The sequence below is a fragment of the Mesorhizobium sp. L-8-10 genome (genome assembly GCF_016756635.1).
Taxonomy (GTDB): Bacteria; Pseudomonadota; Alphaproteobacteria; order Rhizobiales; family Rhizobiaceae.
Genome location: NZ_AP023263.1, coordinates 1,526,486 through 1,552,169, shown reverse-complemented (window position 1 = coordinate 1,552,169; position 25,684 = coordinate 1,526,486). Strand labels below are relative to the sequence as shown.

23 protein-coding genes are annotated in these 25,684 nt (G+C 65.9%); 7 read left to right on the top strand and 16 right to left on the bottom strand.

What is annotated here, in order from left to right; all coding sequences use genetic code 11:
* Positions 1–21 precede the first annotated feature (21 nt).
* Positions 22–2,067 (top strand): M3 family metallopeptidase, encoded by a 2,046-nt coding sequence (locus tag JN280_RS07140; RefSeq protein ID WP_202311045.1) that lies wholly within the window; start codon positions 22–24, stop codon positions 2,065–2,067.
* Between the two features lie 60 nt (positions 2,068–2,127).
* Here the strand turns inward: JN280_RS07140 and JN280_RS07135 are convergent, their stop codons facing one another.
* Positions 2,128–3,240: a class I SAM-dependent methyltransferase gene (locus JN280_RS07135; protein ID WP_202311044.1), complete on the bottom strand. Its 1,113-nt coding sequence runs from the start codon at positions 3,238–3,240 to the stop codon at positions 2,128–2,130.
* Positions 3,241–3,299: 59 nt separating this feature from the next.
* Here JN280_RS07135 and JN280_RS07130 point away from each other — a divergent pair, with 59 nt between their 5' ends.
* The gene (locus tag JN280_RS07130; protein WP_202311043.1) at positions 3,300–4,379 is read left to right on the top strand and encodes an AraC family transcriptional regulator; all 1,080 of its coding nucleotides are present in this window, start codon (positions 3,300–3,302) and stop codon (positions 4,377–4,379) included.
* 102 nt (positions 4,380–4,481) lie between these two features.
* On the opposite strand, the gene JN280_RS07125 is transcribed toward JN280_RS07130, so the two are convergent.
* The 8 genes from JN280_RS07125 to JN280_RS07090 form a co-directional block, all read right to left on the bottom strand.
* A complete protein-coding gene (locus JN280_RS07125; RefSeq protein ID WP_202311042.1) occupies positions 4,482–5,411 on the bottom strand; it encodes a dihydrodipicolinate synthase family protein in 930 nt (309 codons plus the stop codon).
* An 80-nt stretch (positions 5,412–5,491) separates the two neighbouring features.
* Entirely contained in the window at positions 5,492–5,833 is a 342-nt protein-coding gene (gene fdxA, locus JN280_RS07120; RefSeq protein WP_202311041.1) for a ferredoxin, read from the bottom strand.
* Between the two features lie 4 nt (positions 5,834–5,837).
* A complete protein-coding gene (locus JN280_RS07115) occupies positions 5,838–6,614 on the bottom strand; it encodes an enoyl-CoA hydratase-related protein (protein WP_202311040.1) in 777 nt (258 codons plus the stop codon).
* Positions 6,611–7,822, bottom strand: a complete 1,212-nt coding sequence (locus JN280_RS07110) for a CaiB/BaiF CoA transferase family protein (protein WP_202311039.1) — start codon at positions 7,820–7,822, stop codon at positions 6,611–6,613. The genes JN280_RS07115 and JN280_RS07110 overlap by 4 nt, the downstream gene beginning before the upstream one ends.
* 14 nt (positions 7,823–7,836) lie before the next feature.
* The gene (locus JN280_RS07105; protein WP_202311038.1) at positions 7,837–9,186 is read right to left on the bottom strand and encodes an FAD-dependent oxidoreductase; all 1,350 of its coding nucleotides are present in this window, start codon (positions 9,184–9,186) and stop codon (positions 7,837–7,839) included.
* Positions 9,187–9,226: 40 nt separating this feature from the next.
* Positions 9,227–10,066, bottom strand: a complete 840-nt coding sequence (locus JN280_RS07100) for an ABC transporter permease (protein ID WP_202311036.1) — start codon at positions 10,064–10,066, stop codon at positions 9,227–9,229.
* A 1-nt stretch (position 10,067) separates the two neighbouring features.
* On the bottom strand, positions 10,068–10,886 hold the full coding sequence (locus JN280_RS07095; RefSeq protein ID WP_202311034.1) for an ABC transporter ATP-binding protein: 819 nt from the start codon (positions 10,884–10,886) through the stop codon (positions 10,068–10,070).
* 135 nt (positions 10,887–11,021) lie between these two features.
* Complete coding sequence (locus JN280_RS07090; protein ID WP_202311033.1) at positions 11,022–12,056, bottom strand: ABC transporter substrate-binding protein; 1,035 nt, start codon at positions 12,054–12,056, stop codon at positions 11,022–11,024.
* 240 nt (positions 12,057–12,296) lie between these two features.
* Here JN280_RS07090 and JN280_RS07085 point away from each other — a divergent pair, with 240 nt between their 5' ends.
* Complete coding sequence (locus JN280_RS07085) at positions 12,297–13,262, top strand: LysR family transcriptional regulator (protein ID WP_202311032.1); 966 nt, start codon at positions 12,297–12,299, stop codon at positions 13,260–13,262.
* 97 nt (positions 13,263–13,359) lie between these two features.
* On the opposite strand, the gene JN280_RS07080 is transcribed toward JN280_RS07085, so the two are convergent.
* The 6 genes from JN280_RS07080 to JN280_RS07055 form a co-directional block, all read right to left on the bottom strand.
* Entirely contained in the window at positions 13,360–16,500 is a 3,141-nt protein-coding gene (locus tag JN280_RS07080; protein ID WP_202311031.1) for an efflux RND transporter permease subunit, read from the bottom strand.
* Positions 16,501–16,584: 84 nt separating this feature from the next.
* The gene (locus JN280_RS07075) at positions 16,585–17,667 is read right to left on the bottom strand and encodes an efflux RND transporter periplasmic adaptor subunit (RefSeq protein ID WP_244743063.1); all 1,083 of its coding nucleotides are present in this window, start codon (positions 17,665–17,667) and stop codon (positions 16,585–16,587) included.
* A 21-nt stretch (positions 17,668–17,688) separates the two neighbouring features.
* Positions 17,689–18,285, bottom strand: a complete 597-nt coding sequence (locus JN280_RS07070; protein WP_210387834.1) for a TetR family transcriptional regulator — start codon at positions 18,283–18,285, stop codon at positions 17,689–17,691.
* A gap of 79 nt (positions 18,286–18,364) precedes the next feature.
* Positions 18,365–18,865: a PaaI family thioesterase gene (locus JN280_RS07065; RefSeq protein WP_202311028.1), complete on the bottom strand. Its 501-nt coding sequence runs from the start codon at positions 18,863–18,865 to the stop codon at positions 18,365–18,367.
* Positions 18,866–18,972: 107 nt separating this feature from the next.
* On the bottom strand, positions 18,973–19,437 hold the full coding sequence (locus JN280_RS07060; protein WP_202311027.1) for a MarR family winged helix-turn-helix transcriptional regulator: 465 nt from the start codon (positions 19,435–19,437) through the stop codon (positions 18,973–18,975).
* A gap of 206 nt (positions 19,438–19,643) precedes the next feature.
* Complete coding sequence (locus JN280_RS07055) at positions 19,644–21,206, bottom strand: 4-hydroxyphenylacetate 3-hydroxylase N-terminal domain-containing protein (protein WP_202311026.1); 1,563 nt, start codon at positions 21,204–21,206, stop codon at positions 19,644–19,646.
* 159 nt (positions 21,207–21,365) lie between these two features.
* Here JN280_RS07055 and JN280_RS07050 point away from each other — a divergent pair, with 159 nt between their 5' ends.
* The 4 genes from JN280_RS07050 (at position 21,366) to JN280_RS07035 (ending at position 24,669) form a co-directional block, all read left to right on the top strand.
* Positions 21,366–21,971 carry an FAD synthetase family protein gene (locus JN280_RS07050; protein ID WP_202311024.1) on the top strand — a complete coding sequence of 202 codons (606 nt, stop codon included), beginning with the start codon at positions 21,366–21,368 and terminating at the stop codon, positions 21,969–21,971.
* Between the two features lie 5 nt (positions 21,972–21,976).
* The gene (locus JN280_RS07045) at positions 21,977–22,459 is read left to right on the top strand and encodes a flavin reductase family protein (protein ID WP_244743484.1); all 483 of its coding nucleotides are present in this window, start codon (positions 21,977–21,979) and stop codon (positions 22,457–22,459) included.
* 16 nt (positions 22,460–22,475) lie between these two features.
* Positions 22,476–23,420 carry a LysR family transcriptional regulator gene (locus tag JN280_RS07040; RefSeq protein ID WP_202311020.1) on the top strand — a complete coding sequence of 315 codons (945 nt, stop codon included), beginning with the start codon at positions 22,476–22,478 and terminating at the stop codon, positions 23,418–23,420.
* 97 nt (positions 23,421–23,517) lie between these two features.
* Complete coding sequence (locus JN280_RS07035) at positions 23,518–24,669, top strand: muconate cycloisomerase family protein (protein ID WP_202311018.1); 1,152 nt, start codon at positions 23,518–23,520, stop codon at positions 24,667–24,669.
* A 15-nt stretch (positions 24,670–24,684) separates the two neighbouring features.
* On the opposite strand, the gene JN280_RS07030 is transcribed toward JN280_RS07035, so the two are convergent.
* Positions 24,685–25,572: a LysR family transcriptional regulator gene (locus JN280_RS07030; protein WP_202311016.1), complete on the bottom strand. Its 888-nt coding sequence runs from the start codon at positions 25,570–25,572 to the stop codon at positions 24,685–24,687.
* Positions 25,573–25,684: the final 112 nt, after the last annotated feature.

Sequence of the window (25,684 nt, the reverse complement as noted above, 5' to 3'; positions counted from 1 at the left end):
CAGCATCCGGAAAAGACCTCCATGACCACGATCGACCTCGGCAGCCATCCCCTGACGCTCTGGACCGGCCCGCTCGGCCTGCCTGATTTCTCCGCTGTTTCGGACGATGCCTTCGGCACGGTCTTCGACGCGGCACTTGTGGCACATCAGGCCGAAATCGACGCCATCGCCGCCAGCCCGCAGCCTGCGACCATCGACAACACGCTCGCCGCAATGGAACTTGCCGGCGAAGCGCTCGGCCATGTATCGGCGATCTTCTGGTGCCTCGCCGGCGCGCACACCAATGACACCATCCAGGCGCTGGAGCGTGAGGTCGCGCCGAAGATGGCGCGGCATTATTCCGGCATCTCGATGAATGCGACGCTGTTCGCGCGCATCGACGCGCTCTATCAGGCGCGCGCAACACTCGATCTCGATGCCGAGACGCTCCGGGTGCTCGAGCAGACCTGGAAAGGTTTCGTCCGCTCCGGCGCCCGGCTCGACGCCGCCGGCAAGGAGCGGCTGGCCGCGATCAACGAGGACCTCGCCGGTCTCGGCGCCCGTTTCGGCCAGAACGTGCTCGCCGACGAGAAGGACTGGGCGCTTTTCCTCGAAGAGGGCGACCTCGCGGGTCTGCCTGACTTCCTGAAGAGCGCGATGGCCGAGGCCGCCGAAACGCGCGGCCAGGCCGGCAAATACGCCGTCACCCTGTCGCGCTCGATCTATGAGCCCTTCACCACCTTCTCGGAACGGCGCGACCTGCGCGAGAAGGCGTTCAAGGCCTTCACCCGGCGCGGACAGAACGGCGGCGCCACCGACAATGGCGAAGTGGTGAAGCGGACGCTCGAGCTGCGCGCGGAAAAGGCACGGCTGCTGGGTTACGACAGCTTCGCCGCCCTGAAGCTCGATGACACCATGGCCAAGAAACCGGAGGCCGTGTTCGGCCTGCTCGATCCGGTATGGGACAAGGCACGCGCGAAGGCGGCAGCCGACCAGGCCGAACTGCGGCGCCTCGCCGCCGCGGCCGGCAGCAACGAGCCCTTCGCCGCCTGGGACTGGCGCTTCTACCAAGAGAGGCTGCGCGCCGAGAAATACGACTTCGACGAAGCCGAGCTGAAGCCCTATCTGCAGCTCGAACGTGTCATCGCCGCCTGCTTCGACGTCGCGACGCGGCTGTTCGGTATCAGCTTCGAGGAGAAGAAGGGGATCGCCGCCTGGCACCCTGACGTGCGTGTCTTCGAAGTGAAACACCCTGACGGTTCGACGCTCGGCACGTTCCTGGCCGACTACTTCGCCCGCCCCTCGAAGCGATCCGGCGCCTGGATGAGCGGACTGGAGTCCGGCTACCGGCTCGGCAAGGGGGCGAAGCCCGTCATCTACAACGTCATGAATTTCGCCAAGCCGCCGGCGGGCGCGGCAGCGCTGCTCTCCGTCGACGAGGCGAAGACGCTGTTCCACGAATTCGGCCATGCGCTCCACGGCATGCTGAGCGACGTGACCTGGCCATCGGTCTCGGGTACGTCCGTCAGCCGCGACTTCGTCGAACTGCCCTCACAGCTCTACGAGCACTGGCTGACCGTGCCTCAAGTGCTGGAGAAACACGCTCTCCACGAGAAGACCGGCCAACCGATGCCGAAGGTTCTCATCGACAAGATGCTGGCCGCCCGCAATTTCGACGCCGGCTTCGCCACCGTCGAATTCACCTCCTCGGCGCTGGTCGACATGGCCTATCATGCGAGATCCGACGCGCCGGCCGATCCGCTGGCCTTCGAGGCCGAGACGCTCGAAAAGCTCGGCATGCCCGACGCGATCGCCATGCGCCACCGCACGCCGCATTTCAGCCATGTGTTCTCGGGCGACGGCTATTCGGCCGGCTACTATTCCTACATGTGGTCGGAAGTGCTCGACGCCGACGCCTTCGCCGCCTTCGAGGAAACGGGCGATCCGTTCAACCCGGATATGGCAGCCAAGCTCAAGCAGCATATCTACGCCGCGGGCGGGTCGAAGGACCCGGAAGAGCTCTATCTGGCCTTCCGCGGCAAGATGCCCTCGCCCGAAGCGATGATGGTGAAGCGCGGCCTGGCGTAACGGCGCATCGACGCGCCGCGCCGACGACCTGCATCCCGTCGGCGCGGCTCGTGGCCCTGGTCAGTTCTTGGTTGCCGTGATGATGAGCGCCGGCATGTCGAAGGCAACAACGCCATTCGCCGAAACGAAGCCTTGGAGCGCTTCCTCGGCCTCGTCGACCAGCTGCTCGAACTGGGCCTGGTCGAGCAATCCGCCGAGCGTCCACACACATGCTCTTTCGGTGGAAATGAGCGACTCGATTGAGGCAAAGCGGACCATTCCATGGTGTCGCTTCACGCTGGCATTCGCCACGCCCGCTTTCGCGCAGATCGTGTAGAGCAGTTCGGGGTCGCCAAGCACGAACGGGGCACGGAAAGCATTCGCGACCCCATCTCCGAACAGCCGTTCCAGCAGCGCCGCCACTGCGGCGTAGCCCGGCGAGCGCTCGAGCGCATCGCAAACCGCGACAGCGAGCCGGCCGCCCGGCTTCAGCACGCGCATCATTTCGCGCAGGCCGGCGACGCGGTCGTCGAAGAACATCAGGCCGAACTGACTGACGACTGCATCGAAGCGCGCATCGGGAAATGGAAGCGCCTCGGCTCGCGCGTCGCGCCAGTCGATGCGGTCGCTCTTGCGGCGTGCGACGCTGAGCATATCAGGGTTTGCGTCGATCCCGAGAACCTTGCCCTGCGGCCCGACGCAGTCGAGTGCTGCGAGTGCCAGTACCCCCGTTCCGCAGGCGACGTCGAGTACCTGCTGGCCTCCAGCGATCTGCGCCGCGTCGGCAACGACAGGTCCCCATTGCCGGAACAGCGCCGGAACGAACAGTGCGTCATAGATCTCTGCCGGTGACTTCGATTCCCTTCGTTCGATCGTCGCGGCGTCCGCCCTGGGGATCACCCCTTCGAGGAAAACGGCGTTGGATCGGGTTCCGGCCAGGCGAAGCGCCTTCAAAGGCTCGTATTCGCGCGACCAATACCAACGTTGCGCCTGTTCTCCGTCGGAAAACTCCACGATGACCGGATAGACCGGCTGCCAGTCTCCTTCGACGAGATTGGATTTGCCGCCCAGCACCAGATAGCGTCCCCCATATTGTTCAACCGTAGCGAAGACTCCCGTAACATATTGATCGACCTTGGCCTGGTCGGTGATCTCACGCACATCGAAGAAACAATAGGCGGCCATGACGGTCATCCTTCATCCGTTCGGAGCTGCTCGGTGGATATGCTGTTCCGCACGTTGTAGACTTGGTCATGGGTACGTTCCATGACCCTGCGTCTCGATCGCTTGACCCCGCGTCCTTTCATGCCGGGCCGCCCGAACCCATCGCTGGTTCGTCGTCCGTCGAACCGGGCAAGGATGTGCTCTCGGACGTGCTGCGCGCGATAAAGCTCACCGGCGCACTGTTTTTTCGGGTCGATGCTTCTTCTCCCTGGAGCGTGGAGGTTCCGGAGGCTGGCCTGTTCGCCCACACCATCCTGCCACGGTCCCGGCATGTCGTTTCCTACCACATCATCACCAGGGGATCGGGCTGGATCAGCGTCGGCGGTGGTTCGCCGACGGAATTCGCCGAAGGCGACATATTGGTGATTCCACAGGGAGACCGCTACGCAATGCGCGGAACGCGAAACGAAAGATCGGGCATGACGTCGGAGGACTCGCTCGATTTCTTTCGCGCGATGGCGGCAGGCCGGCTGCCGTTCGTGGTCTCCGAGGGCGGCGGCGGCGCGACGCTCACGAAATATGTATGCGGCTTTCTCGGTTGCGACGCGGGACCATTCAATCCCCTTCTGGGCGCCCTGCCCAGGCTGATGCGTATCGCGCGCGTGACCCATCCGGCGGACGACCTCCTGGATCGGCTGATCGACATGACGCTGGCCGAGCCGCCCCAGCCGCGGGCGGGGGCAGAGTGCATCCGCCTTCGCCTCGGCGAACTCATGTTTGTCGAGGTCATCAGACGCTATCTCGAGACGTTGCCGCCGGACCAGAGCGGCTGGCTTGCCGCATTGCGCGACCCCGCGGTCGGCCGGGCGATCGCGATGCTTCACGACGATCCGGCGCGCGACTGGAGCCTGGAAGAACTGGCGCGGGAGGCCGGGGTATCGCGCTCCGTCCTTGCGGCCCGCTTCGCCAGCCTGGTCGGCTGGGCGCCGATGCGGTATCTTGTCCGCTGGCGCATGCAGCTCGCAGCCCGGCTGCTTGCCGACGGGAACACCAAGGTTTCGGCAGTAGGGCGCGATATCGGGTACGAATCCGAGGCCGTCTTCAGCCGAAGCTTCAAGAGGATCGCGGGTGTCTCACCAAGAGAATGGCGTGACGCCTGTCGAAACTGACCCGCAGGACGCGAAGAGGCAGGACGCGAAGAGAAAGTGCGCCCGCGGAAGCCTCGCCAGCGGCCTGTCCTGTCGAACGATCAGACCCTGACGCGCCCGATCTCAGCCCGCTTTGGACAGGGCTGCAGCCCCTGAACCAAGCAACGCGGTCGACGCCAGGCCTTTGACCAGCGCCTCCCTTTCGGCCTCGCTCAACGCAGTGAGCGGCGGCATCATGCGACGCCACTTCGCATTGCCCGAGATCAACGCCAGGGTTTCCTTGACTGCCGCCACCAGCGGGAACTTCGCGATCTCGGCGCGGATGCGCACCGCCTCGGCGAGGCCCGCTTCCCGCTCCGCCTGCGTCTTCCCGGTGAAGGCGGCCTGGGCGAACGGTCCCGTGACATTGGCGGTTGCCGAGATGCAGCCGGCGAGGCCGAGCTCGGCCGCCCGGCCGATCGCGGCTTCCGCGCTCGGGAAGACGTCGAAGCCGGGCAGCGCCCTGGCGAGCCCGCCCGAATAATCGAGATCGCCGGTGCTGTCTTTCAGGCCCTTGAGCGCATCGGGCAAACGGTCGCGCAGCCTGATGACGGCATCGTGCGTATAGGGGACGCCGGAATTGCCGGGGAAATGGTAGAGATAGAGCGGCAGGCCGTCACGCCCGACGCGATCGACGACGGCGGTCACGTAGTCCACGAGGGCATCGGCGCCGATTCCCTTGTAATAGAAGGGCGGCAGGAGCAAAGCGCCGGCAAAGCCGAGCACCTTTGCCTCAGCCGTCAGGCGGCAGGCGTCCTCGAAGGCCGCAGCCCCCGTACCGACCATGAAGCGCGAAAGCGGCAGGCCCGACGAGGCGACGGCGCGCATCGCGGCGACGCGCTGCTCCACGGAAAAGGACGTCGCCTCGCCCGTCGTTCCCAGGAGGTTGATGCCGTCGCAGCCACCCGCCTCCAGGAGATGGGCGCAGTGACTGACAAGGCCGTCGAGATCGATCGACAGATTGTCGGTCAACGGCGTCGCCGCTGCGGCGATGACGCCCTTCAGCATGGTCATGTCAGGCTCCGATTTGGCATCGGCCCGAAAATCGGGATCGAATTTCGGAAGGCACGATGCGAAGGCTCAAAATCCCGGTTTCAGGTCGTCGCCGTCTCGCGGCGCGGGGCGGCGGCAACTTCGGCGTGGTCGAGTTCGGTCCGGTAGGTCGCCGTCGCTCCGCCCGGCTCGCCCCAGCCGGTGACGCCGGGCCCGAAGAACTCTTCGTTGATCCTCTGGAAGCGCTGCTCGTGGGGCGGCAGCTCGTCCTCGGACCAGATCGCATCGACGGGGCAGATGGAGAGGCACAACCCGCAGCTTATGCATTCCACGGGATGGATGTACATCATCCGGCCGCCTTCATAGATGCATTCGACCGGACAGACGTCCTGGCAGGCGCCGTCCTTCACGTCGATGCAGGTCGATGCGATCACATAAACCATCGGTTCAGCGCCCTTGCCAACTGGGCGGGCGCTTCTCCCGGAAGGCGGCCACGCCCTCGTCCTGGTCCTGCGACTGCAGCGCCTCGACGAGCTGCGGCAGCCGCAGCATCTGCGCCTGTGCCGCGCTCATTCCTTCGCCGGCCCGCACCATCGCCTTGATCGCCCGCACCGACAGCGGCGCGCAGGCCAGGATGTCGGCGACCCAGCGGTCGACGGCCTCGTCGAGCGCCTCATGCCCGACGACCTCGTTCACCAGGCCGAGCGCATGGGCTTCGCCCGCCGGGATGCGCCTGCCGGAAAGCAGCAGCCCCATGGCGTGAACATGGGGGATGCGCCGGGTGAGCAGCGCGATGCCGCCGTCGAGCGCCAGCCGTCCCACCCGCGGCTCCGGCAGGCCGAAGCTCGCTTTGTCAGACGCCACCACGATGTCGCAGCCGAGCACCATCTCCATGCCGCCGCCGAGCGCGTGGCCATTGACGCGGGCAATCACCGGCACGTCCAGCGTGTCGCGCAGGGCGATGCCGCCGAAGCCGCCGGGGCGTGGTGCCGCCCAGTATTCGAGGCCGGAGAGACCGCTGCCGCCCTTCATGTCGGCGCCGGTGCAGAAGGCACGGTCGCCCGCGCCGGTGAGTACGACCACCCTGACGTCGCGATCCTTCTCGATCGCCTCCCAGATGCGCACGAGCTCGGCCTCGGTGGCGAGATCGACGGCATTCATCCGGTCCGGGCGGTCGATCGTGACCCGCGCCACATGGTCCTTGACGATGAAGGAGACGTTCATGCCGCCTCGCTTCGGCGTTCGCCGGAAAGCACGCCCGAGGCGATCAGCGCGTCGATCTCGCCGGGCGCGTAACCCGCCTCCTCCAGCACGGCGCGCCCGTCGGCGCCGAGTGCCGGCGGCGCGTGACGGACCTCGAAGGCACCCTCTCCCATGGTGAGCGGCGAGCCCAGAAGCCGGGCCTTGCCGTCGCCGGCCGGGTCGATCACCGATCCGTTCGCTTCGGTCTGGCCGTGTTCCAGCGCCTGGGCGAGCGTCAGCACGGGCGCGCAGAGCAGGTCCTGTTCTTCCAGCCGGGCGAGCCAATGCTCTGTCGTGCTGGAGGCGAAGCGCTCGCGGAACATCGCCTGCAGCTCGGCCTTGTTGTCCATCTGGCGCGCGAAGCTGGAGAAACGCTCCTCGAGCGAAAGGTCCGGCAGGCCGAGTGCTGCGGAAATGTCGCGCAGCGGATTGGTCTTGAAGGCGCCGACCAGAACCACCGCACCGTCCGTCGTCTCGAAGACGCCGGTGAGCGGGAAGGAGGCCCAGTTGAGGTCCTTGCGGCGCTGCAGCCACATGGCCGCCTCCTGCATCTGCATGGCCAGCATGGATTCGAACAGCGAGACCGACACTGGCTGGCCGCGGCCGGTCTTTTCGCGCTGCAGCAGCGCGAGCAGGATCGCCTGGACCAGATGCATGCCTGCCGAATAGTCGGCAAGCGCCGTCGGATAGATGCTCATCGGCACCGAGGGGTCGGCGCGCCGCGCCATCACGCCCGACAGGGCCTGGGCCAGGATGTCCTGCCCGCCCTTGTGCGACAGCGGCCCCGACGGGCCGAAGCCCGAACCGAAGGCCGAGATGATGCGCGGATTGATCTCGCTGAGCCGGTCGTGGCCGAAGCCCATGCGTTCCATCACGCCGGCGCGGAAATTGTTGACCACGACATCGGCCGAGCGCACCAGATTGTAGATGACCTCCTTCGCCTCTTCCTTGCGCAGGTCGAGCGCGATCGACCGCTTGTTGCGGTTGAGGCTGCGGAACACCGGATTGTCGTGTCCGTCGGGATCGTCGGCGATCGAGGTGCGGGAGAGATCGCCCGCCCCCGGCCGCTCGATCTTGATGACGTCGGCGCCATAGTCGGCCAGCACCTGGGTGCAGCAGGGGCCGAGCATGACCTGCGTGAAGTCGATGACCTTGACCCCTGAAAGCGGCTGGGTTGCGGCTGAAGGCATGATGGCTGCTCCTGTCATTCTGCGGCGATCGAGAAGGATGCGTTGGACGCCGGCCGGTCGCCGGGATCGGCGCCCTGCTCGCGCAGCAGGTGCTGTACCTTCGCTATGTCGACCTTGTCGACCGTCACGCCCTGGGAGAGGGAGACCGCCGCGGCGACGCCGACCGCCTCGCCCATCGCCATGCAGGGCGGGATCTCGCGCGAGATGCGCTGCGCGGCGGCGGTCGAGGAATAGTGCCGGCCGGCGACCAGGAGCTGCCCGACATTCCTGGGCAGCAGCGAGCGATAGGGATAATAATAGTCCCGGCCGCGCGCCACGCTGTCGGCGAAATGACGGCGCGACGCGACGTCCTCCTTGCTCATGACATGGACGCCTTCGAGCAGGCGAGAGGTGCGGATGCCGAGTTGCGGCGCGACGTCGATGACGAAAGCGTTGGCGAAACCGGGGACTCTGGCGCGCGCATAGTCGACCAGTGCGGCGATCCGCTCGCGCCCGTGGGCATCCGCGCGCGTCAGGTCCTCGACCGAGGTGCCGTCGAACCCGGCCATATGAGGGCAGTTGCACCACACCACGCCGGGAAGCGGCGTCTTCAGCCACCAACGCTCCCACGATCCGCCCATGATGCGCTTGGCTTCGCGGTCGACAGCGGCGAAGGCCTCCGGCTCCTCATATTCGAAGCGCTCGGCCTCTTCCGTGTCGATGCCGCCCAGGCGGAACACGGTGGTGACGATGAAGGACCCCTTGCTGTAGGGCGCGCCGGCCGAGGCCGCAACATCGAGGTCCCCCGTCGCATCCACCACGACCTTGCCAAGCACGGCCTGGCGGCCGGCCTTCGTCTCGCAGACCACGCCCTTGACGACGCCGTCCTCGACGATCGCCCGCGAGAACCAGCTGTGCAGGCGCAGATTGACGCCGGCCTCGGCGACCATGTCGTTGGAGGCCCGCTTGAAGCCGTCGGGGTCGAAGGCCGATGCGTAGCAAATCGGCTGCGGCTTCTGATGCGAATGGAAGTTGTAGACGCCCCAGCGCGCCCATTGCCGAAACTTCGCCTCGTCGGCGATCCAGTCGGCCTCCGGCGGCGTCACGCACAGGCCCATCGTCGTCATGCGATCGATCAGCTCCGAGCAGAGGCCCCGCACGGAAACCTCGTTGCCGTTGCACATATCGTCGAGCACCAGCACCATGCCGCCCGAGGCCAGCCCGCCGAGATAGGCGTAGCGCTCGAGCAGCGTCACGGAAAGGCCGTTGCGGGCGCCGGCCACGGCGGCGGCGATGCCGGCCGGCCCGCCGCCGACCACGACGAGGTCGGATTCGGCCACCACCGGCACCTTGCCGCCGGCTTCGTCGATCGTTTGAACGGACATGTGGGTCTCCCTGAAATCTGATTGGCGGTGAGGGCTGCGCTCAGCGCGTGCCGACGTTCCACTTGAGGAAATGACGCTCGGCCCAGGAGATGACGGCGAAGAAGCTTGCCGAGAAGACGGAGCCGACGACAATGGTGGCGTAGAGCAGAGGCGAGTCGAAATTGTAGGTCGCCTGGATGATCAGCGCGCCGATGCCCACCGTCGAGCCGATCCACTCGCCGACGATGGCGCCGATCACGGCCGTCGAGGCGGCGATCTTCAGCGCGGAGAACAGGTAGGGCAACGCATTCTTCATCCGCACCTTGAGGAACACCTCGCGCGGCGACGCGGACAGGACATGCATCAGTTCGAGCTGCTGCTTGTTCACGTCGCGCAAGCCGCGGGTCATGTTGACCAGAGTGGGGAAAAAGCAGATCAGCGCCGCGATCGCGATCTTCGGCTCCATGCCGTTGCCGAGCAGCAGCACCAGGATCGGCGCCTTCGCGACGACGGGGATGGTGTTGATCATCACCGCGATCGGGAAGAAGGCTTCCTCCAGCGTTTCCTTGTAGGCGAAGGCGGTGGCGATCGAGATGGCCGCGAGATTGCCGATCGCGAAACCGGCGACCGCCTCGATGGCGGTCGGCATGAGATTGGACAGCAGCATCGGGAACTTGCTCACCAGCACGGCGAAGATGGCGCTGGGCGCAGGCGCGATGAAGGGTTTTATGTCGAAGATCAGGACCGCGATCTCCCACAAGACCACGAGGGACAGGAAGGCGGCGACGGGAAGCAGCCTGCGGCGCCACAGGAGGCGGCGTTTCGCTGCCAGGTAGATCGCTTGGGCGTGGCCGTCCTCGGTGAAGGCGCCGTTCGAGCTTTCGGCGGTGGAAACGGACATGTCAGCAGGTCTCCAGGACGCGTCTCAGATGTGAGACGAGGGCGACGAATTCGGGGGTTTCGCGCATGGCGATCTTGCGCGGCATCGGCAGGTCGACGGGCACGCGCTCGCGCATCCGTCCGGGCCGCGCCGCAAGCAGCAGCACCTCCTGGCCGAGGAAGGCGGCCTCGTAGATCGAATGGGTGACGAACAGGATGGTGGTGCCGGTGCGTTCCCACACTGCCAGCAGCTCCTCGTTCAGCCGGTCGCGGGTGATCTCGTCGAGCGCGCCGAAAGGCTCGTCCATGAACAGGAGCCGCGGGCCGGACACCAGCGCCCTGGCGATCGACACGCGCTGGCGCATGCCGCCCGACAGCTCGTGCGGGAAGGCGTTCTCCCACCCGGCGAGGCCGACGAGATCGAGCAGCTCATGCGGATCGCGACCGCGTCCGGCCGGGGCTCCCCCGCCCACTTCGAGCGGCAGGGTGACGTTGTCGATGACGGTCCGCCAGGGCAGCAGCGCGGCATCCTGGAAGACGAAGCCGATGTCGCGCCGGGAGCGCGCCTCGGCCGGGCGGCCGCCGAACACCCGGGCGCTGCCGCTGGTCGGCTGGATGATATCGGCCACGACCCGCAGCAAGGTGGACTTGCCGCAGCCCGACGGTCCGAGCAGCGTGAGGAAGCCGCCCTTGGGCACGGTCAGGTCGATGCCTTCCAGCGCGGTGATCGTGCCGCGGTCGGTGGTGAAGCGGACCGAGACCCGCTCCAGTTCCACCGCGAGTTCCGCCGGCTCGGGCAGGCGCTCGACACGCCTTTGATGGTCGATTGCGGCAACAGCCATGTCGAAAGTTCTCCCATTGGACGTCACGGCCCGCCACGGACGGGTCCGGCGGGGCGCAGCCTATCGTGACGGAACGGCTCCGGCTTGCGTTTCGGCGGCCTCCGACGGCCACCGTCGCAGGACGGCCGATGTCGCTCAGCCGATCTTCGGGCGGGCGTCGGCGGTGGCGTCGAGGATAGCCGTCGTGATGACGTCGTCCAGCTTCGGCGCCCCGGCAGAGAATTGCTTCAGCTCGTCGTAGAGGCTGATCTGCGCTTCCCAGACCGCGGGATCGAAGGTGCCCCAGCCATTCTTCGCGGTGGCCGCGGTGAACATATGGGCAAGCAGCACATCCACCGCCTTGACCTCGTCGGCCTTGACGAGATTCGGGTAGTCCTTGAGCAGGAGGTCGACCGCCGCCTCGCGGTTGTCATGGGCATATTGCCAGCCCTTGGCCGCTGCGCGCAGGAAGCCCGCCAGCATCTCCGGCTCTTCCTCGATCATGGCCGTGGTCGCATAATAGGGGTTGGCGTAGAGCTGCACGCCGTTGTCCCAGAGCTTCATGACCACCTTGTCGTCGCCGAGCGCGGCGAGCGCCGTCGTGTTGGTGAGCCAGCCGGTGACCGCGTCGACCTGGCCCGAGACCAGCGGCGTCATGTCGGCGCCGATGACGACCACCTCGACGTCGCCCTCGGGAATGTCGTGCTTCTTCAAAAGCGCCGACAGCAGCACCTTGCCCGTCGCCTGGATGCCGATCTTCTTGCCGATCATGTCCTTCGGCGCGCTGATCGGCTTCGATGCCAGCGAGAAGAATGCGTAAGGGTGCTCCTGCACGCTGACGGCGAAGGATTTCACCGGGATGCCCTGGGAGGCGGCGAGCATCAGCGACGGGCTCGACGACACCTGGCCGATCTCGTAGCGGCCCGAAGCGACGATGGCGACGCCGTCGATATTCGGTCCGCCGGGCTGGATGGCGAAATCGATCTTCTCTTCCTCGAAATAGCCCAGATGCCTGGCGACGACCTCGCCGAGTTGATTGCCGCCGGCAAGCCAGCCAAGCTGCATGTTGACGGCGCGCGTGCCCGATGCGGCGAGCCCCCGGCTCGACACGATCGCCGGCAGCGCCAAGGCACTCGCCGCGGCTGCGCCGCTCCTGAGCAGGCTGCGCCGTGTCATGATGAAATTGGTCATGTCCTGTTCCCCTGTTCGAGTGTGAGACCGTTCCTGGAATCCCATCGGTCTCGCGGGCGTCTTCGGCCAATCTTTCGAAACCGGAGGCGAGTTTATGTTTGCTTGGGTGCTGTCGAGAAGCATAGAGTTTCGACATAGCCGATGCCAAATCGGCATCACCCGAGCAGGCTTCGGAAAAGTGTCCCACGGTTTTCCGACAAGAGCCTGCGACAGAAAAAAGCCAACAGGCGAAGCGTGGCCGTGGCCACGCTTCACCTGGTTGGAGAACAGGGGGATGACATGCACGCCGCGGTGCTGCGCTACATCGATCAGGTCGCCAGGCTCGGCTCGATCCGGCGTGCCGCAAGCGTGCTCAATGTCGCTTCATCGGCCGTGAACCGGCAGATCCTGAAGCTGGAGGCCGAACTGGGGACGCCGCTCTTCGAGCGCGTCGGCAACGGCGTTCGTCCGACGGCAGCGGGCGACTATCTCATCCGCCACGCCCGCGAGACGCTGGCCGGCTGGCAGAATGTCTGCGGAGAGATCGCGACCCTGTCCGGAAACGTGCATGGCGAGGTACGGATCGTGTCCATTCCGGCGCCGATCGTGCGCATCCTGCCGAACGCCATCGTCGCGACGTCGCAGCGGCATCCGAACATCACCTACCGCATCATCGACGCCACGCCGCAGGAACATGCCGAGGAGATGCGGGCACGCCGCCCCGACATCGCGATCCTGTTCATCGACCGCCGGTATCGCGGCTACAATGTCGTCGCGCGCATCAAGATGCGGCTCGGCGCCATCATGCGCCCCGATCATCCCTTGGCGAGCCGGAAGGAACTCAGCCTGACGGAATGCGCCGCCCATCCGGTCATCATGCTCAGCGACCCCTGGATCCTGAACGCGGCCGCCGAGGCCGAGTTCACCCACAGCGGCGCTCAGTTCAAGGCGACCGCGCTGACCAACTCCCTGCCGATGACGAAGGAGATGATGCGCGCCGGCCTCGGCATCGGCTTCTTCACGCCGGCCGGCTTCATCAACGAGCTGAAGGCGGGCGAACTCGTCCATGTGCCGCTCACCGAGCCCGATCTCTCGCTGAGCGAGATCGGCGTGCTCATCCATCGCGACCGCCAGTCCGCCCCGCCGGTGCGGGCGCTGAGCGCGAGCCTGATCCAGGAATTCGCAAGTCTTGAGGAGGACATCAAGGCCTGGACGGCTTCGCGTTAGAGCATATCCGGATCAGCAAGCGGTTCGAGGAGTCGCTTCATCCGGACAAGACCTTCGACTTGTGACGGAAATGCCCGGCCGCCAGCAAGCGTGATGCTCACTCGGCGGCCAGCGCCAGCGGCGCTCGTTCCGCCTCGATCGGCTCCACCGGCTCATTCGCGGGCACCTGCTCCTCGGCCTTGATGCGGCCCCGGAACCACAAGGCGTAAAGCGCCGGCAGGGACAGGAGCGTCAGGAAGGTCGCGACGAACAATCCGCCCATGATGGTGTAGGCCATCGGCCCCCAGAAGGCACTTCGGGTCAACGGGATCATGGCCAGTATCGCGGCGAGCGCGGTCAGGATGACGGGCCGCGCCCTCCGGACGGTCGCCTCGACGATGGCGTCGCGCAGCCTGTGGCCCCCGTCGCGCACATCCGCCTCGATCTGATCGACCAGGATCACCGCGTTGCGCATGATCATTCCGGCCAGCGCGATCAGGCCGAGAAGGGCGACGAAGCCGAACGGCATGCCTGACATGTTCAAGGCGAGCGAGGCGCCGATCAGTCCCAGCGGAGCGGTGAGCAGCACCAGGACCAGCCGCGAGAAGCTCTGAAGCTGGATCATCAGGATCGTCAGCATCGCGACCAGCATCAGCGGGAAGACGGCGAAAATGGAGCTGTTGCCCTTCTCCGACTCCTCGATCGCGCCGCCGACCTCGAGGCGATATCCCGGCTCGAGCCCGTCGCGCAGTTCCTCCAGCCGTGGCCAGATCTGGTTGGTGACATCGGGCGGCTGCACCCCGTCGACGACGTCGGCGCGCACAGTGATCGACATGTCGCGGTTGCGCCTCCACAGGATCGATTCCTCGGCATCCGGCACGATGCGCGCGACCTGGGACAAGGGCACCGCGTTGCCGTTCGGCGACAGGATGGTGAGGTCGCCGATCTGGCCGAGTTCGAGGCGTTCGCCGGGAACGGCGCGCGCCACGACTTCGACCTTCTCGGTTCCGTCGCGGACATTGGTGACGCCGTAGCCCGAGATCAGGGTCTGCAGCGTCTGGGCGACGTCCTGCGGCGTCAGGCCGAGCGCGCGGGCGCGGTCCTGGTCGATATCGAGACGGATCGACGCCATGCGCTCGTTCCAGTCGAGATGCGGGTCGATGGCGTTCTTGTTGGCGCGCATGATCTCGCGCACGTCATAGGCGATGCGGCGGACCTCCATCGCGTCCGGTCCGACCACGCGGAACTGGACGGGGAAACCGACCGGCGGTCCGAAATTGAAGCGGTCGACACGCACGCGTGCTTCCGGCAGGGCGCCTTCAGCCAGTTCCTTCTCCAGCCGTGCCTTGATGCGCTCGCGTGCCTCCACATCCTGCGAGACGATGACGATTTCGGCGAAGGCCTCGTTCGGCAGTTGCGGGTTGAGGCCGAGCCAGAAGCGCGGCGAACCCTGGCCGATATAGGTGGTGTAGGTGGTCACGTCCTTGTCGCCATCGACCATCGCCTCCGCCTTGCGCGCGGTCTCGGTGGTCGCACCGATCGAAGTCCCTTCGGGCAGGCGCATCTGGAAGAACAATTCGGGCCGTTCGGAAAGCGGAAAGAACTGCTGCGGCACCCGGCCGAAGCCGACCACGGCGCTGACGAAGACGGCGACCGTGGCCAGGACAACGATGACGCGATGGCGAACGCACCAGTCGATCAGCCGGCGCAAGGCATTGTAGGACCGCGTCTCGTAGATCTCGTGCGGATCGTGATGCGCCGCGGCGGTCCTGGCGAAATCAGGCAGAAGCTTCACGCCGAGATAGGGCGTGAACACCACCGCCACGAACCAGCTGGCGATCAACGCGATCCCGACGACCCAGAAGATGCCGCCGGCATATTCGCCGACGGCGGAATTGGCGAAGCCGACCGGCAGGAAGCCGGCCGCCGTCACCAGCGTGCCGGTCAGCATCGGGAAGGCGGTCGAGGTCCAGGCGAAGGAGGCGGCCCGCATGCGGTCCCAGCCCTGCTCCATTTTCACGACCATCATCTCCACCGCGATGATGGCGTCGTCGACGAGCAGGCCGAGCGCGATGATGAGCGCACCGAGCGAGATCCGGTGCAGGTCGAGATCGATGATGCTCATCACGATGAAGGTGATTGCGAGCACCAGCGGGACCGACAGCGCCACGACGATGCCGGTGCGCCAGCCGAGCGAGATGAAACTCACCAGCAGCACGATGCCCAAAGCTTCGGCGAAGGACTTGGTGAATTCGTCGATGGCATGGTCGACGACATGCGGCTGGTCGGCGATCTGCTCGAGATCGATGCCCTGCGGCAGGGCCGCCTCGATCCGTTTCACCGCGGCTTCCACATCTTCGCCGAGTTTCAGGATATTGGCGCCGCCGGCCATGACGATGCCGATGCCCAGCGCCGGCTTGCCGCGTTGATGCACGAGATAGGTCGGCGGGTCCTCGAAACCGCGCGTCACGGTGGCGATGTCGCCAAGGCGGAAGCTCGAGCCCCCCGATTCGACGGGCGTATCTGCCACCGCCTTGACGCTGTCGACGGCTCCGGTGACGCGCAGGGGCACACGCTGAGCGTTCGTCTCGACCGTGCCGGCCGGGGTCACGGAATTCTGCCTGGCAAGGGAATCGAAGATCGCCTGCGGCGAAATCCCGAGCGTCGCCAGCTTGGCGTGGCTGAATTCGACGAAGATCTTCTCGTCCTGCACGCCGTAGAGGTTGACCTTGGCGACATTGTCCACCTTGAGCAGCCGCTGCCGCATGGTCTCGGCCACGCGCTTCAGCTGTGCGAAGTCGGCGCCGTCGGCCGTCAGCATGTAGAGGATGGAATCGACGTCGCCATATTCGTCGTTGACATTGGGGCCTATCAGACCCTGAGGCAGGTCCGCACGGATGTCGTCCAGCTTCTTGCGCAGCTGGTAGAACAGTTCCGGCACCTCGCGGGGCGGCGTGGAATCCCTGAATTCGACCTGCATCGCCGTGAAGGACGGCTTCGAATAGGTCGTGACCTTGTTGAAATAAGGCAGTTCCTGCAGTTTCTTCTCGATCGGATCCGCGACCTGGTCCTGCATTTCCTGCGCGGTGGCGCCCGGCCAGATCGTCGTGACGACGGCGACCTTGATCGTGAAGTTCGGATCCTCGGCGCGGCCGAGCTTCAGATAGGCGAAGATGCCGGCGGCCGCCAGGATCAGGATCATGAACAGGACGAGCGGCGGGTGCCGGACGGCCCAGGCGGAGAGATTGAAACGGCTCATCGCGGGATCCTCACGATCTCGTACTTCCCGCGCCGCCTGTTCGCGGCGGCTCGGGAGTGTCGTATTGCGGTCGGTTTCGCCGGATCAGAATTGCAGGCTGTCGACAACCCGCACCTTCTGCGCGGTGTCGAGCTTCTGCGTGCCGAGGGCCACGACCCATTCGCCTTCGGCCACGCCGCCCTTCACCAGAACGTCGCGCGCCTCGTAGCCGGCCACCTCGACGGGCTTTTGCGCGAGCTCGCCGGTCTGCCTGTCGACGACGAACAGCGCCGGCCCCTTGCCTTCGTCGAGGACGGCCGAAAGCGGCACGCGTGCGACCTGACCGGCTGCCGGGTCGCTGAGGATGACGGTGGCGGTCATGCCGAAACGGACATCGTCCCCGGCGCGCAGGATAGTGAAGCGCGCCTGATAGGTACGCGTGGCAGGATCGGCTCCCGGCGAAAGTTCACGCAGCCGCGCGGCGTAGAAACGGTCCGGCTGCGACCACAGGCTTACCTTCACTTCGCCCTTGGGGAGCCGGCCGACGAGCGCCTCGGGAACGGCGACGACGGCTTCCTTCTCCTCCAGCCGCGCCACGCGGACCGCCGTTTGGCCGGCGGCGACCACCTGGCCCGGCTCCACGGCCGTTGCGGTCACGACACCGTCGGCGTCGGCGCGCAGGCTGGCATAGGCGAGTGCATTGCCGGCCAGCGACACGGCGCGTTCGGCCCGCAGGACCCGCGCATCGGCCTCGTCGGCCGCCGCGCGCTGCTTTTCGAGATTGGCATCGGTGGACCAGCCGTCCTTTCGCAACACCTCGCCGCGCCTGAGATCGGCCCGGGCCTGCACCTGACTGCCTCTTGCGGCCCGCAGCTCGGCTTCGGCCTGATCGAGCTGGAGCTGAAGATCGCTCTCGTCGAGCATGGCGAGCACCTGATCGGCTTTCACCGTCTCGCCGACCTCGACCAGTCGGCGGGCCACCTTGCCGGTGACCCGGAAGGCAAGATCGCTCTCGATGCGCGGACGCACGGTGGCAACGAAGCTGCGCTCACGCACAGCGGTCTCGTAGTGGATCTGCCGCGCCAGGACCGGCCGCGTCGGCGGCTCGTCCTTGACCTCGGACTTGCCCTCGGTGCAGGCGGCCAGCGCCAGGGCCATCATCGGCAGGAGAGCGGGGGCGAAACGCATGACCATATCCTCGAAGCGGGATCAGGGACGCAGGGAACGAAGGATGAGCGAGACCGTGCGACGGGCCTCGTTCTCGGCGTTCTCGTGGTTGTTCTGGGCCACGAGCGTCGGATGGCAAAGGCTCGCGCAGAGCATGAAGACGGACTCGCCGGTCGTGACCGGATCGAGCGCGGCAAACTCACCGCTGGCGATACCCTCGGCGATCACCGCAGCGTAGTAGCCTTTGATCTTGTCGCAATGGGCCTGGATGGCTTCCCAGTTCTCTGCCATCGCGACTTCGACCATGTCGTGCAGACGCTTCTCGCGCACGAACTGCGCCCTGTTGTAGCGGTTGATGCCGATAATGATCCGCTCAAGCCGGATTGCCGCCGGCTCCGGCGAGGCGATGATCTCCTCGATCATCGCATGCTCCTGCCCGAGGAGCTTGTGGCAGATCGCGTCCCTGATCGCGCTTTTCGATGGAAAGAACCGGTAGACATTGGCCGGCGACATGGCGAGCGCGGCCGCGATGTCCGCCACCGCCGTCTTGGCATAGCCGACGCGGCGGAAATGCTCTTCGGCGGTCTCCATGATGCGAAGACGGGTTTCCTCCGGAGAGACTCGTGCCCTGATGTTCATGCGAACGACCGCGCGCTCTGACGATTGACGATTTTCGTTTTTTATCACTCATCAGCATCGCAGCGCAACATCCCCTCGATCACGTCACCGTGTTCGTTCCGGCATCCAGGATCATGCAGGTCTCGCTGCCATGGGCGATCAGGCGTCCCCTGGAATCGACGAGCCGGCCCTCGCTGCTCGCCATCCTCGATCCCGAATGGACCGCCACGGCCTCGCAGCGCACCTCGCCGGCATCGGCCGCGAGCGCCCGCACATAGTTGATGGTCATTGACGTCGTCGTATAGAGCTGGCCCGGTCTCAGCGTCGAATGGACCGCGCAGCCCATGGCGCTGTCCAGGATCGTGGCAATCCAGCCGCCATGCACCGTGCCCATCGGGTTGAGGAAGGCGAAGTCCGGCCGGCCGGTGAAGACCACGCGCCCTTCGTCCACCTCGGCGAGATCGATCAGCGTGGTCGGCGCGAAGGGCGGAGCCGGCAATTCGCCCCGCATCACCCTGGCGAGGGTCTCTTTTCCCGTAAGGCCCGCTATGCCTTCGCGCGGCAGCGGTCGAGCGACGAGTTTGCGTTCGGCGAGGGTCATGACGAGAGCTCCGGAGGGTTGCGACGGGTGACGCCGGCCGCGCGACCAGCGTTGTATATACACATTAATAAACGGAGTGGAGCCTTGGCTTGGTCGCGCATGGCTGTTCAGGAGGCTGGCGCCAGGACGCCCCGCGCGGCGCGGCGCAGCAGTTTGAAATCCTCGCGGATATCGTCGTCCTTGTCGGCGGGCAGTCGCGCCAGGAGATCGTTCTGCGCGTCGCGCCACAAGGGCAGCGCCGCCGCCACCATGTCCAGGCCCTTGTCCGTCAGCCGATGGGTGACGCGCCGGCCGTCGCCTTTTTCGGCGGCGACGAGGTCGGCGGCGACAAGCCTGTCGAGATTGCGCGCCAGCGTCGAGCGTTCGACGCCCACCATCTCGGCCAGTTCCGAAGCCGACTTCGCCTTGGCGAGCGCGATGGTGCACAGGATGGTGAACTGCGTGACCTCGATGCCGAGCGACGCCAGATGCTGGTTGTAGGCGCGCGTCACCAGATTGGCCGTCCGGCGCGCCGCACGCCCGAGGCAGGCCGCCCCGATCAGCGTCAGTTCATGTAGCGGTGTGCCGTCCATGACTGTGTATGTACAACAAAATGCTTCGCCTGACAAGCTGATGATGTCACTCACTTGCAACCTGAGCAGGTTCGGCAAAAGTGTTCCGCGGTTTTGCGGCGAGAACCTGCGGCAAAAGAAGAATCCAAGCAGGCGATTCGTTGGCTTGCCAACGAAATTCTGCTTGGGAGAATGCCCGCCGCCGGGTCCCGGCGGCGGGCAGCCGCTTACGTCGTGGCCAGCCTGCGCAGGGCCGAGACATCACCCGGATTGACGAGATCCTTGGCTACCCAGCCGGAGAGGTCGTATTCTGCCATGCAGCGCCGCGCCATGTCCTGGAGCATTTCCAGTTCGCCCGTCGCCTGCGCGGCCAGCAGCGTCTCGATGCGCAGGTTGTCCTGATTGCCGGCATAATTGCGCTCGTAGAGTTCGTGGCGCGCGCCGAATTCCGAGCCGATGGCGTCCCACAGAAGCTTCAGCAGCTTAACCCGGTCGATTGCCGCATAGCCATTGGAGCCGCGTACGAAGCGGTCGAGATAGGGGCGGATCGCCGGGCTTTCGAAATCCGCCACCGAGGATGGCAGGTAGATGAGACCGGAAGCGACGTTCTGCTCGATCAGTTCCTTGATCTTCGGATAGGCAAGCGGCGCAAGCACCCGATAGGCGAGGCCGTAGTTCATGTTGGGCAAATTGTAGCCATCCGTGCCCTGCCAGGGGATCGGCGACTTGACCATGGCGTCGGCAAGGCCGTGGAAGGTATTGCGCCATGCCAGCGCTTCGCCCACTGCCGCCTGCACGCCGCGGAATGTGGAGGAGCCGGTCGCTTCGACGGCCATCGAGAACAGGCCGGCGATGAAGTCGAGCTTCACCGCGAAACGCGATACGCCATGCAGCGTGAAGCGCGGCACGAAACCGGAAGCCGGGAAGAAGGCGTTCACCTTTTCCGTGTCGCCGTAGATGAAAATGTTCTCCCACGGAACCAGCACCTTGTCGAAGACAAGGATGGAATCGTTCTCGTCGAGCCGGCTCGACAGCGGATAGTCGAACGGGCTGCCCATTACCGCGGCCTGCGCCTCATAGGACTGGCGGGCGATGAGCTTCACGCCCTCGGCATCCATCGGGACGGTGAAGATCAAGGCGAACTTCTTGTCCTTGATTGGAATGCCGTAGTGGGCGATGAAATTGTAGTGGGTCAGCGCCGAGCCGGTGGCGACGACCTTGGCGCCCGACACGACCACGCCCGCGTCCGTCTCGCGCTCGACATGCATGTAGACATCCGCGACCTCCTCGATCGGGCGGTCGCGGTCGATCGGCGGGTTGACGATGGCATGGTTCCAGTAGTCGAGCCGCTCCTGGGTGCGGTTGTACCAGTTGCGGGCGTTCTGGGCATACTCGCCATAAAAGGCGGAATTGGCGCCCAGCGTGCCGAGGAAGCTCGCCTTGTAGTCCGGCGAGCGGCCCATCCACCCGAAGGCGGGCTGCTGCAGATCCATGATCGCCTGCTTCGCCTTTACGAGATCGTCTGAACTGCGCGAGCCGAGGAAGAACGGATGCGTCACCTTGCCCGATCCGTTGTCGCAGGGCACGCCGATTTCGGCCGCGTTGTCATGGAAGCGGTCGTACCAGCGCGCCACCATTCGCGCCGAATTGCGGAACGCGGGATGGGTGGTCACGTCCTTGACGCGCTCGCCATAGATGTAGATCTCGCGGCCGTCGCGGATGCTTTCGAGGAACTCGTTGCCCGCATAGGCGTCGATGGTGGGGGCGGCTGTAGGGTTGATCTGGTCCAAGGTGTCCTCCCGTGCTGGATCGGCAGGAACTGTCCCATCATCTTGTCCTTCCGATAAGGTATCGTGCCTTACCTGCGCGGGCATTGCCGCGTGCCGCTTCCTTCGCCAGCTTGAACGTATTCGGCGACCATCCGCCGGCGTCGGGAAGGAGGAGTCCGGATGCGAACACCGCCGTCGCTCAACGCACGAAGGCGCGCTGCGGCCGCCTGCATCGCCATCGGCGCTTTCGATGGTGTCCATCTCGGCCATCAGGCAGTGATCGGCGCCATGTTGCGCCGGGCGCGCTCGCAGGACATGGCGGCTCTCGTCCAGACCTTCGACCCCTTGCCCAAGGTGGCGTTCGGGCGCGGACGGCCGATCTGCACGCTTGCGGAGAGGGTATCGCGTCTCTATGCGCTCGGTGTCGACCGGGTGCATGTGGCCAGCTTCACCCCCGACTATGCGGCCCGCCCGGCCGAAGCCTTCCTCGACGACCTGGCCGAACTCGATGTTCAAGAGGTCCATGTCGGCGAGGATTTCCGCTTCGGGCGCGGACGCAGCGGCGATCTGGCGCTGCTTGCCGCGCATTTCCGGGTAATCATCGCCGACGGCGTGACCTGCCCTGAAGGCGAGCGCATATCCTCCACCCGCATACGCGGCCTGCGTGCCGGCGGCCAGGTCGGTGCGGCGCGCGCCCTGCTCGGCCTTTTGCCCAGTGCCTTTGCCCTTGTGCAGGAAGCTGCCGTCCAACCCCTTTCTCCCCTCGACCTGGAGGTGTTGACGTGACCACGATGGCCTCCGTTCTCGACGCTCGCGAATTCCGGAACGCCTGCGGCGGTTTCAGCACCGGCGTCACCGTCATCTCCACGCGTTGCGGACAAGGCGACCATGCCATGACAGCCAACGCCTTCATGTCGATCTCGCTCGACCCGCCGCTTATCGCCATCTCCATTGCCGGCACGGCCAGAATGCTCCCAAGATTGCGCGCCGCAGGCGCCTTCGCCGTCAGCGTCCTGCGCGAAGGGATGGAGGACATCGCCTGGCATTTTGCCGGCAGACCCCGCCTCGATGGGCCCGCGCCCTTTGCCGAACTCGCCGGCCTGCCGGTTATCGGCGATGCCGCCTCGATCTTCGTGGCCGACGTGCACAGCGAAGTCGCGGCCGGCGACCATGTCATCGTCATCGGCCATGTCCATTCCATGCGCCGCGACCCGCAGGCGCGGCCGCTCGTCTTTCATGGCGGGCGCTTCGCCAGCCTGCCGGAGGTGGCATGATCATGGAGAGGGTCCGATGAGCGCCGAAGACGGCGCGAACACGGCGCAGCCCTTCGATATCAGGCGGCTGCGCTATTTTCTCGCCGTTGCACGCGAACTGCATTTCGGCCGCGCCGCCGACCGGCTGGGCCTCGCCCAGCCGCCGCTGTCGCGCATGATCGCACAACTCGAACGCGACCTCGATGTCCAGCTTTTCGACCGCAGCCGCAGCCAGATCGCGCTCACGCAAGCCGGCGACCTTTTGAAGACGCGGGCGAGCTATATCGCCGAGCAGCTCGACCGCGCCGTGCGCGATGTGCGACTGATCGGCAAGGGTGGTTCCGGCGTGCTGCGCGTGTCCTTCGTCGGCTCGGCCACGCACGGCCCGTTCCCGACGCTCATCAAGCGCTTCCGCTCCGCCTATCCGGAAGTGGACCTCAGGCTCAGCGCCATGAACAACGCCGAGTCCCACGAGCAACTTATCACCCGCGCCATCGACGTGGCGCTGGTGCGGCCGAGCCTCGATGACGCCACCTTGCGCCAGCAGCTCTTCGTCGAGGAGCCGCTTGTTGCCGCGGTGCATGAAGGCGCGGCGAAGGAACTTGGCTGCTCCATCCGCCTCGCGGCGTTGAAGGATCGGCCTTTCGTGCTCTTTCCGCGCAAGCCGCGCCCCTGTTTCGCGGACATGGTGCTCAGCCTGTGCGCCGGAGCCGGCTTTCAGCCGCCAGAAATCGTGTGGGCGCCGGACTACCAGACCGCAATCAGCCTGGTGGCGGTGGGCGAAGGCATATCGATCGTACCGGCATGCTGCGAGGCCGCAAACCGACCAGGCGTCAGCTTCTGCCATCTGAGCGACGAACAGGCCCGCACCCGCCTGTCGATCTGCGCCCGCAGCGACAACCAGAGCCCGCAGGTTTTCAAGTTCCTTGATTTCGCCCGCTGCTTCGCGCGCAGCGTCGCCAACGGACAGGTGGCGGCATGATGCGGTGCGGTATCGCGCCAGACCTGCCGAGTATTGGACAATTGGCCGCTCCGCCTCGAAACTCCACCGGAGACTGCATCGAAGAAACGAGCGTGACGTGACCACCACCATCGACCAGATCGAAAGCATCATCATCGACGTGCCGACCGTGCGCGGCCACGTGCTGTCGATGACGACGATGATGACCCAGTCCGTTGTGCTGGTGCATGTCCGTTTCTCCGACGGATCGGAAAGCTGGGGCGAAGGCGCCTCCATCGGCGGCCTGTCCTACGGTCCCGAAAGTGTGGAGAGCATCAAGCTCGCCATCGACACCTATATCGCCCCGGTCCTGCTCGGAAAGGATGCCGACCGCATCTCCGCCGCATTCGGGCTGATGGCGCGGGCGGTCAAGGGCAACCATGCGGCCCGCGCGGCGGTGGAAACCGCTCTCTGGGACGGGCTCGCTCGCCGGCTCGGCGTTCCGGTCGCGCAACTCTTCGGAGGCCGCATCCACGACCGGCTGTCCGTGGCATGGACGCTCGCCTCCGGCAACAGCGAGACCGACATCGCCGAGGCCGAGCGTATGCTTTCCGAGCGCCGCCATCGCGATTTCAAGCTGAAGATCGGCAAGCGCAAGGTGAAGGACGACCTCGCCCATGTTGCGGCGATTGCCCGAGCGGTCGGCGACCGCGGCACCATCCGCGTCGACGTCAACCAGGCGTGGAGCCTGACCGAGGCCCGCTACGGGGTGAAGGGTTTGCAGGAGATCGGCTGCGTGCTGGTCGAGCAGCCGGTGCCGCGCGAACGCCTCGACGGTCTGCGCGCGCTCACCCACGGCTACGAGATCGCCATCATGGCCGACGAAGTGCTCCAGGGTCCCGCCGACGCCATGCGCGTAGCCGCTGAGCGTGCCGCCGACGTCTTCGCCGTCAAGGTCTGCCAGTCGGGCGGGCTGATGCCGGCCGCCGAGGTCATCGCCATCGCACGCGCCGCAGGCATCGGGCTCTATGGCGGCACCATGCTGGAAAGCGGGCTTGGAACGGCGGCTGCCGTTCAGCTTTTCGCCACGGTGCCGGAACTGGCCTGGGGGACGGAACTGTTCGGCCCCCTGCTGCTCACCGAGGAAATCCTCGCCGAACCTCTGTGCTATGGCGACTTTTCCGTTACCGTGCCCGACGGACCGGGCATCGGCACTGCTCCCGATCCCGACAAGATCAGGTTCTATCGCCGTGACCGCTCCAGCTCGCGGATGGCGGTGAGCACCGCCTGATCCCGAGCCGCCTCCTCAGACGACCTTGCGCGCCACTTTCTGCGCCAGCGTCACGAAATTGTGGACGTGGATGCCCTGCTCGTCGACGCGGTGATTGACGGAAATTCCGGTCCGCACGGTCAGCCCCGCGATCTCGTGATAGCGCACGCCGTTGCGCTGGGTAGTGCCCACCGAAGCGGGCACCAGCGCAACCCCTTCGCCCACCGACACCAGCGCGATGGCCGTCTGGAAATCCATGGTGAAGACCCGCCGCGCCGTGTCCGCGCCCACGCTCTCGCAGGCGGCAATGACGATATCGGCAAATGAAGGGCGCGGATATTCGGGATAGAGGATGTAGGCCGGCTGGCCGAGATCGGGCAGCGACACCGGTCCGGGCGTCGTGATCAACGCGTCCGGTGCTGCCAGCACGAGTGGCTCTTCCATAAGCTTACGGGTGACGATCTCGCTGTCGTTCAAGGCCGGCCGTGCAATGGCGATGTCGATGTCGCGCCGGACCAGCGAGCGCTGGAGCTGTGCATTGTTCATCGGCGCCAGCGACAGGTTCACCTCCGGGTATGAAGCCCGGAAGGACTTCAGGATGGTCGGCAGCATGCCGTAGGTGGCGGAGCCTACGAAACCGATGCGCAGCCGCCCCTCGGCCCCCTGCCCGATGCGCCGGATCTCCAGCCTGATGTCGTTCAGTTCCGCCACCAGGGCCGAGGCGCGCTCATAGAAGCGTTCGCCGGCCTGGGTGAGCGAAATGGCATTGCGGCCGCGATTGATGAGTTGGGCACCGAGATCACTCTCGATCTGCTGGATCTGGCGTGAAAGCGGCGGCTGCGCCATGCCGAGCCGCTCGGCGGCGCGGCCGAAATGCAGCTCCTCGGCAAGGGCGATGAAATATTCGATCTGCTTCAGGTTCATCGGCGTCCTCCCGGCTCCAAGCTGACGAAGGGCCACCCATATGGCAAGCGCCGCGCTCATGACAGGCAACGATCGGGTAAGGGGGCCTTGCGGCGTCGCCCCAGCCACACAG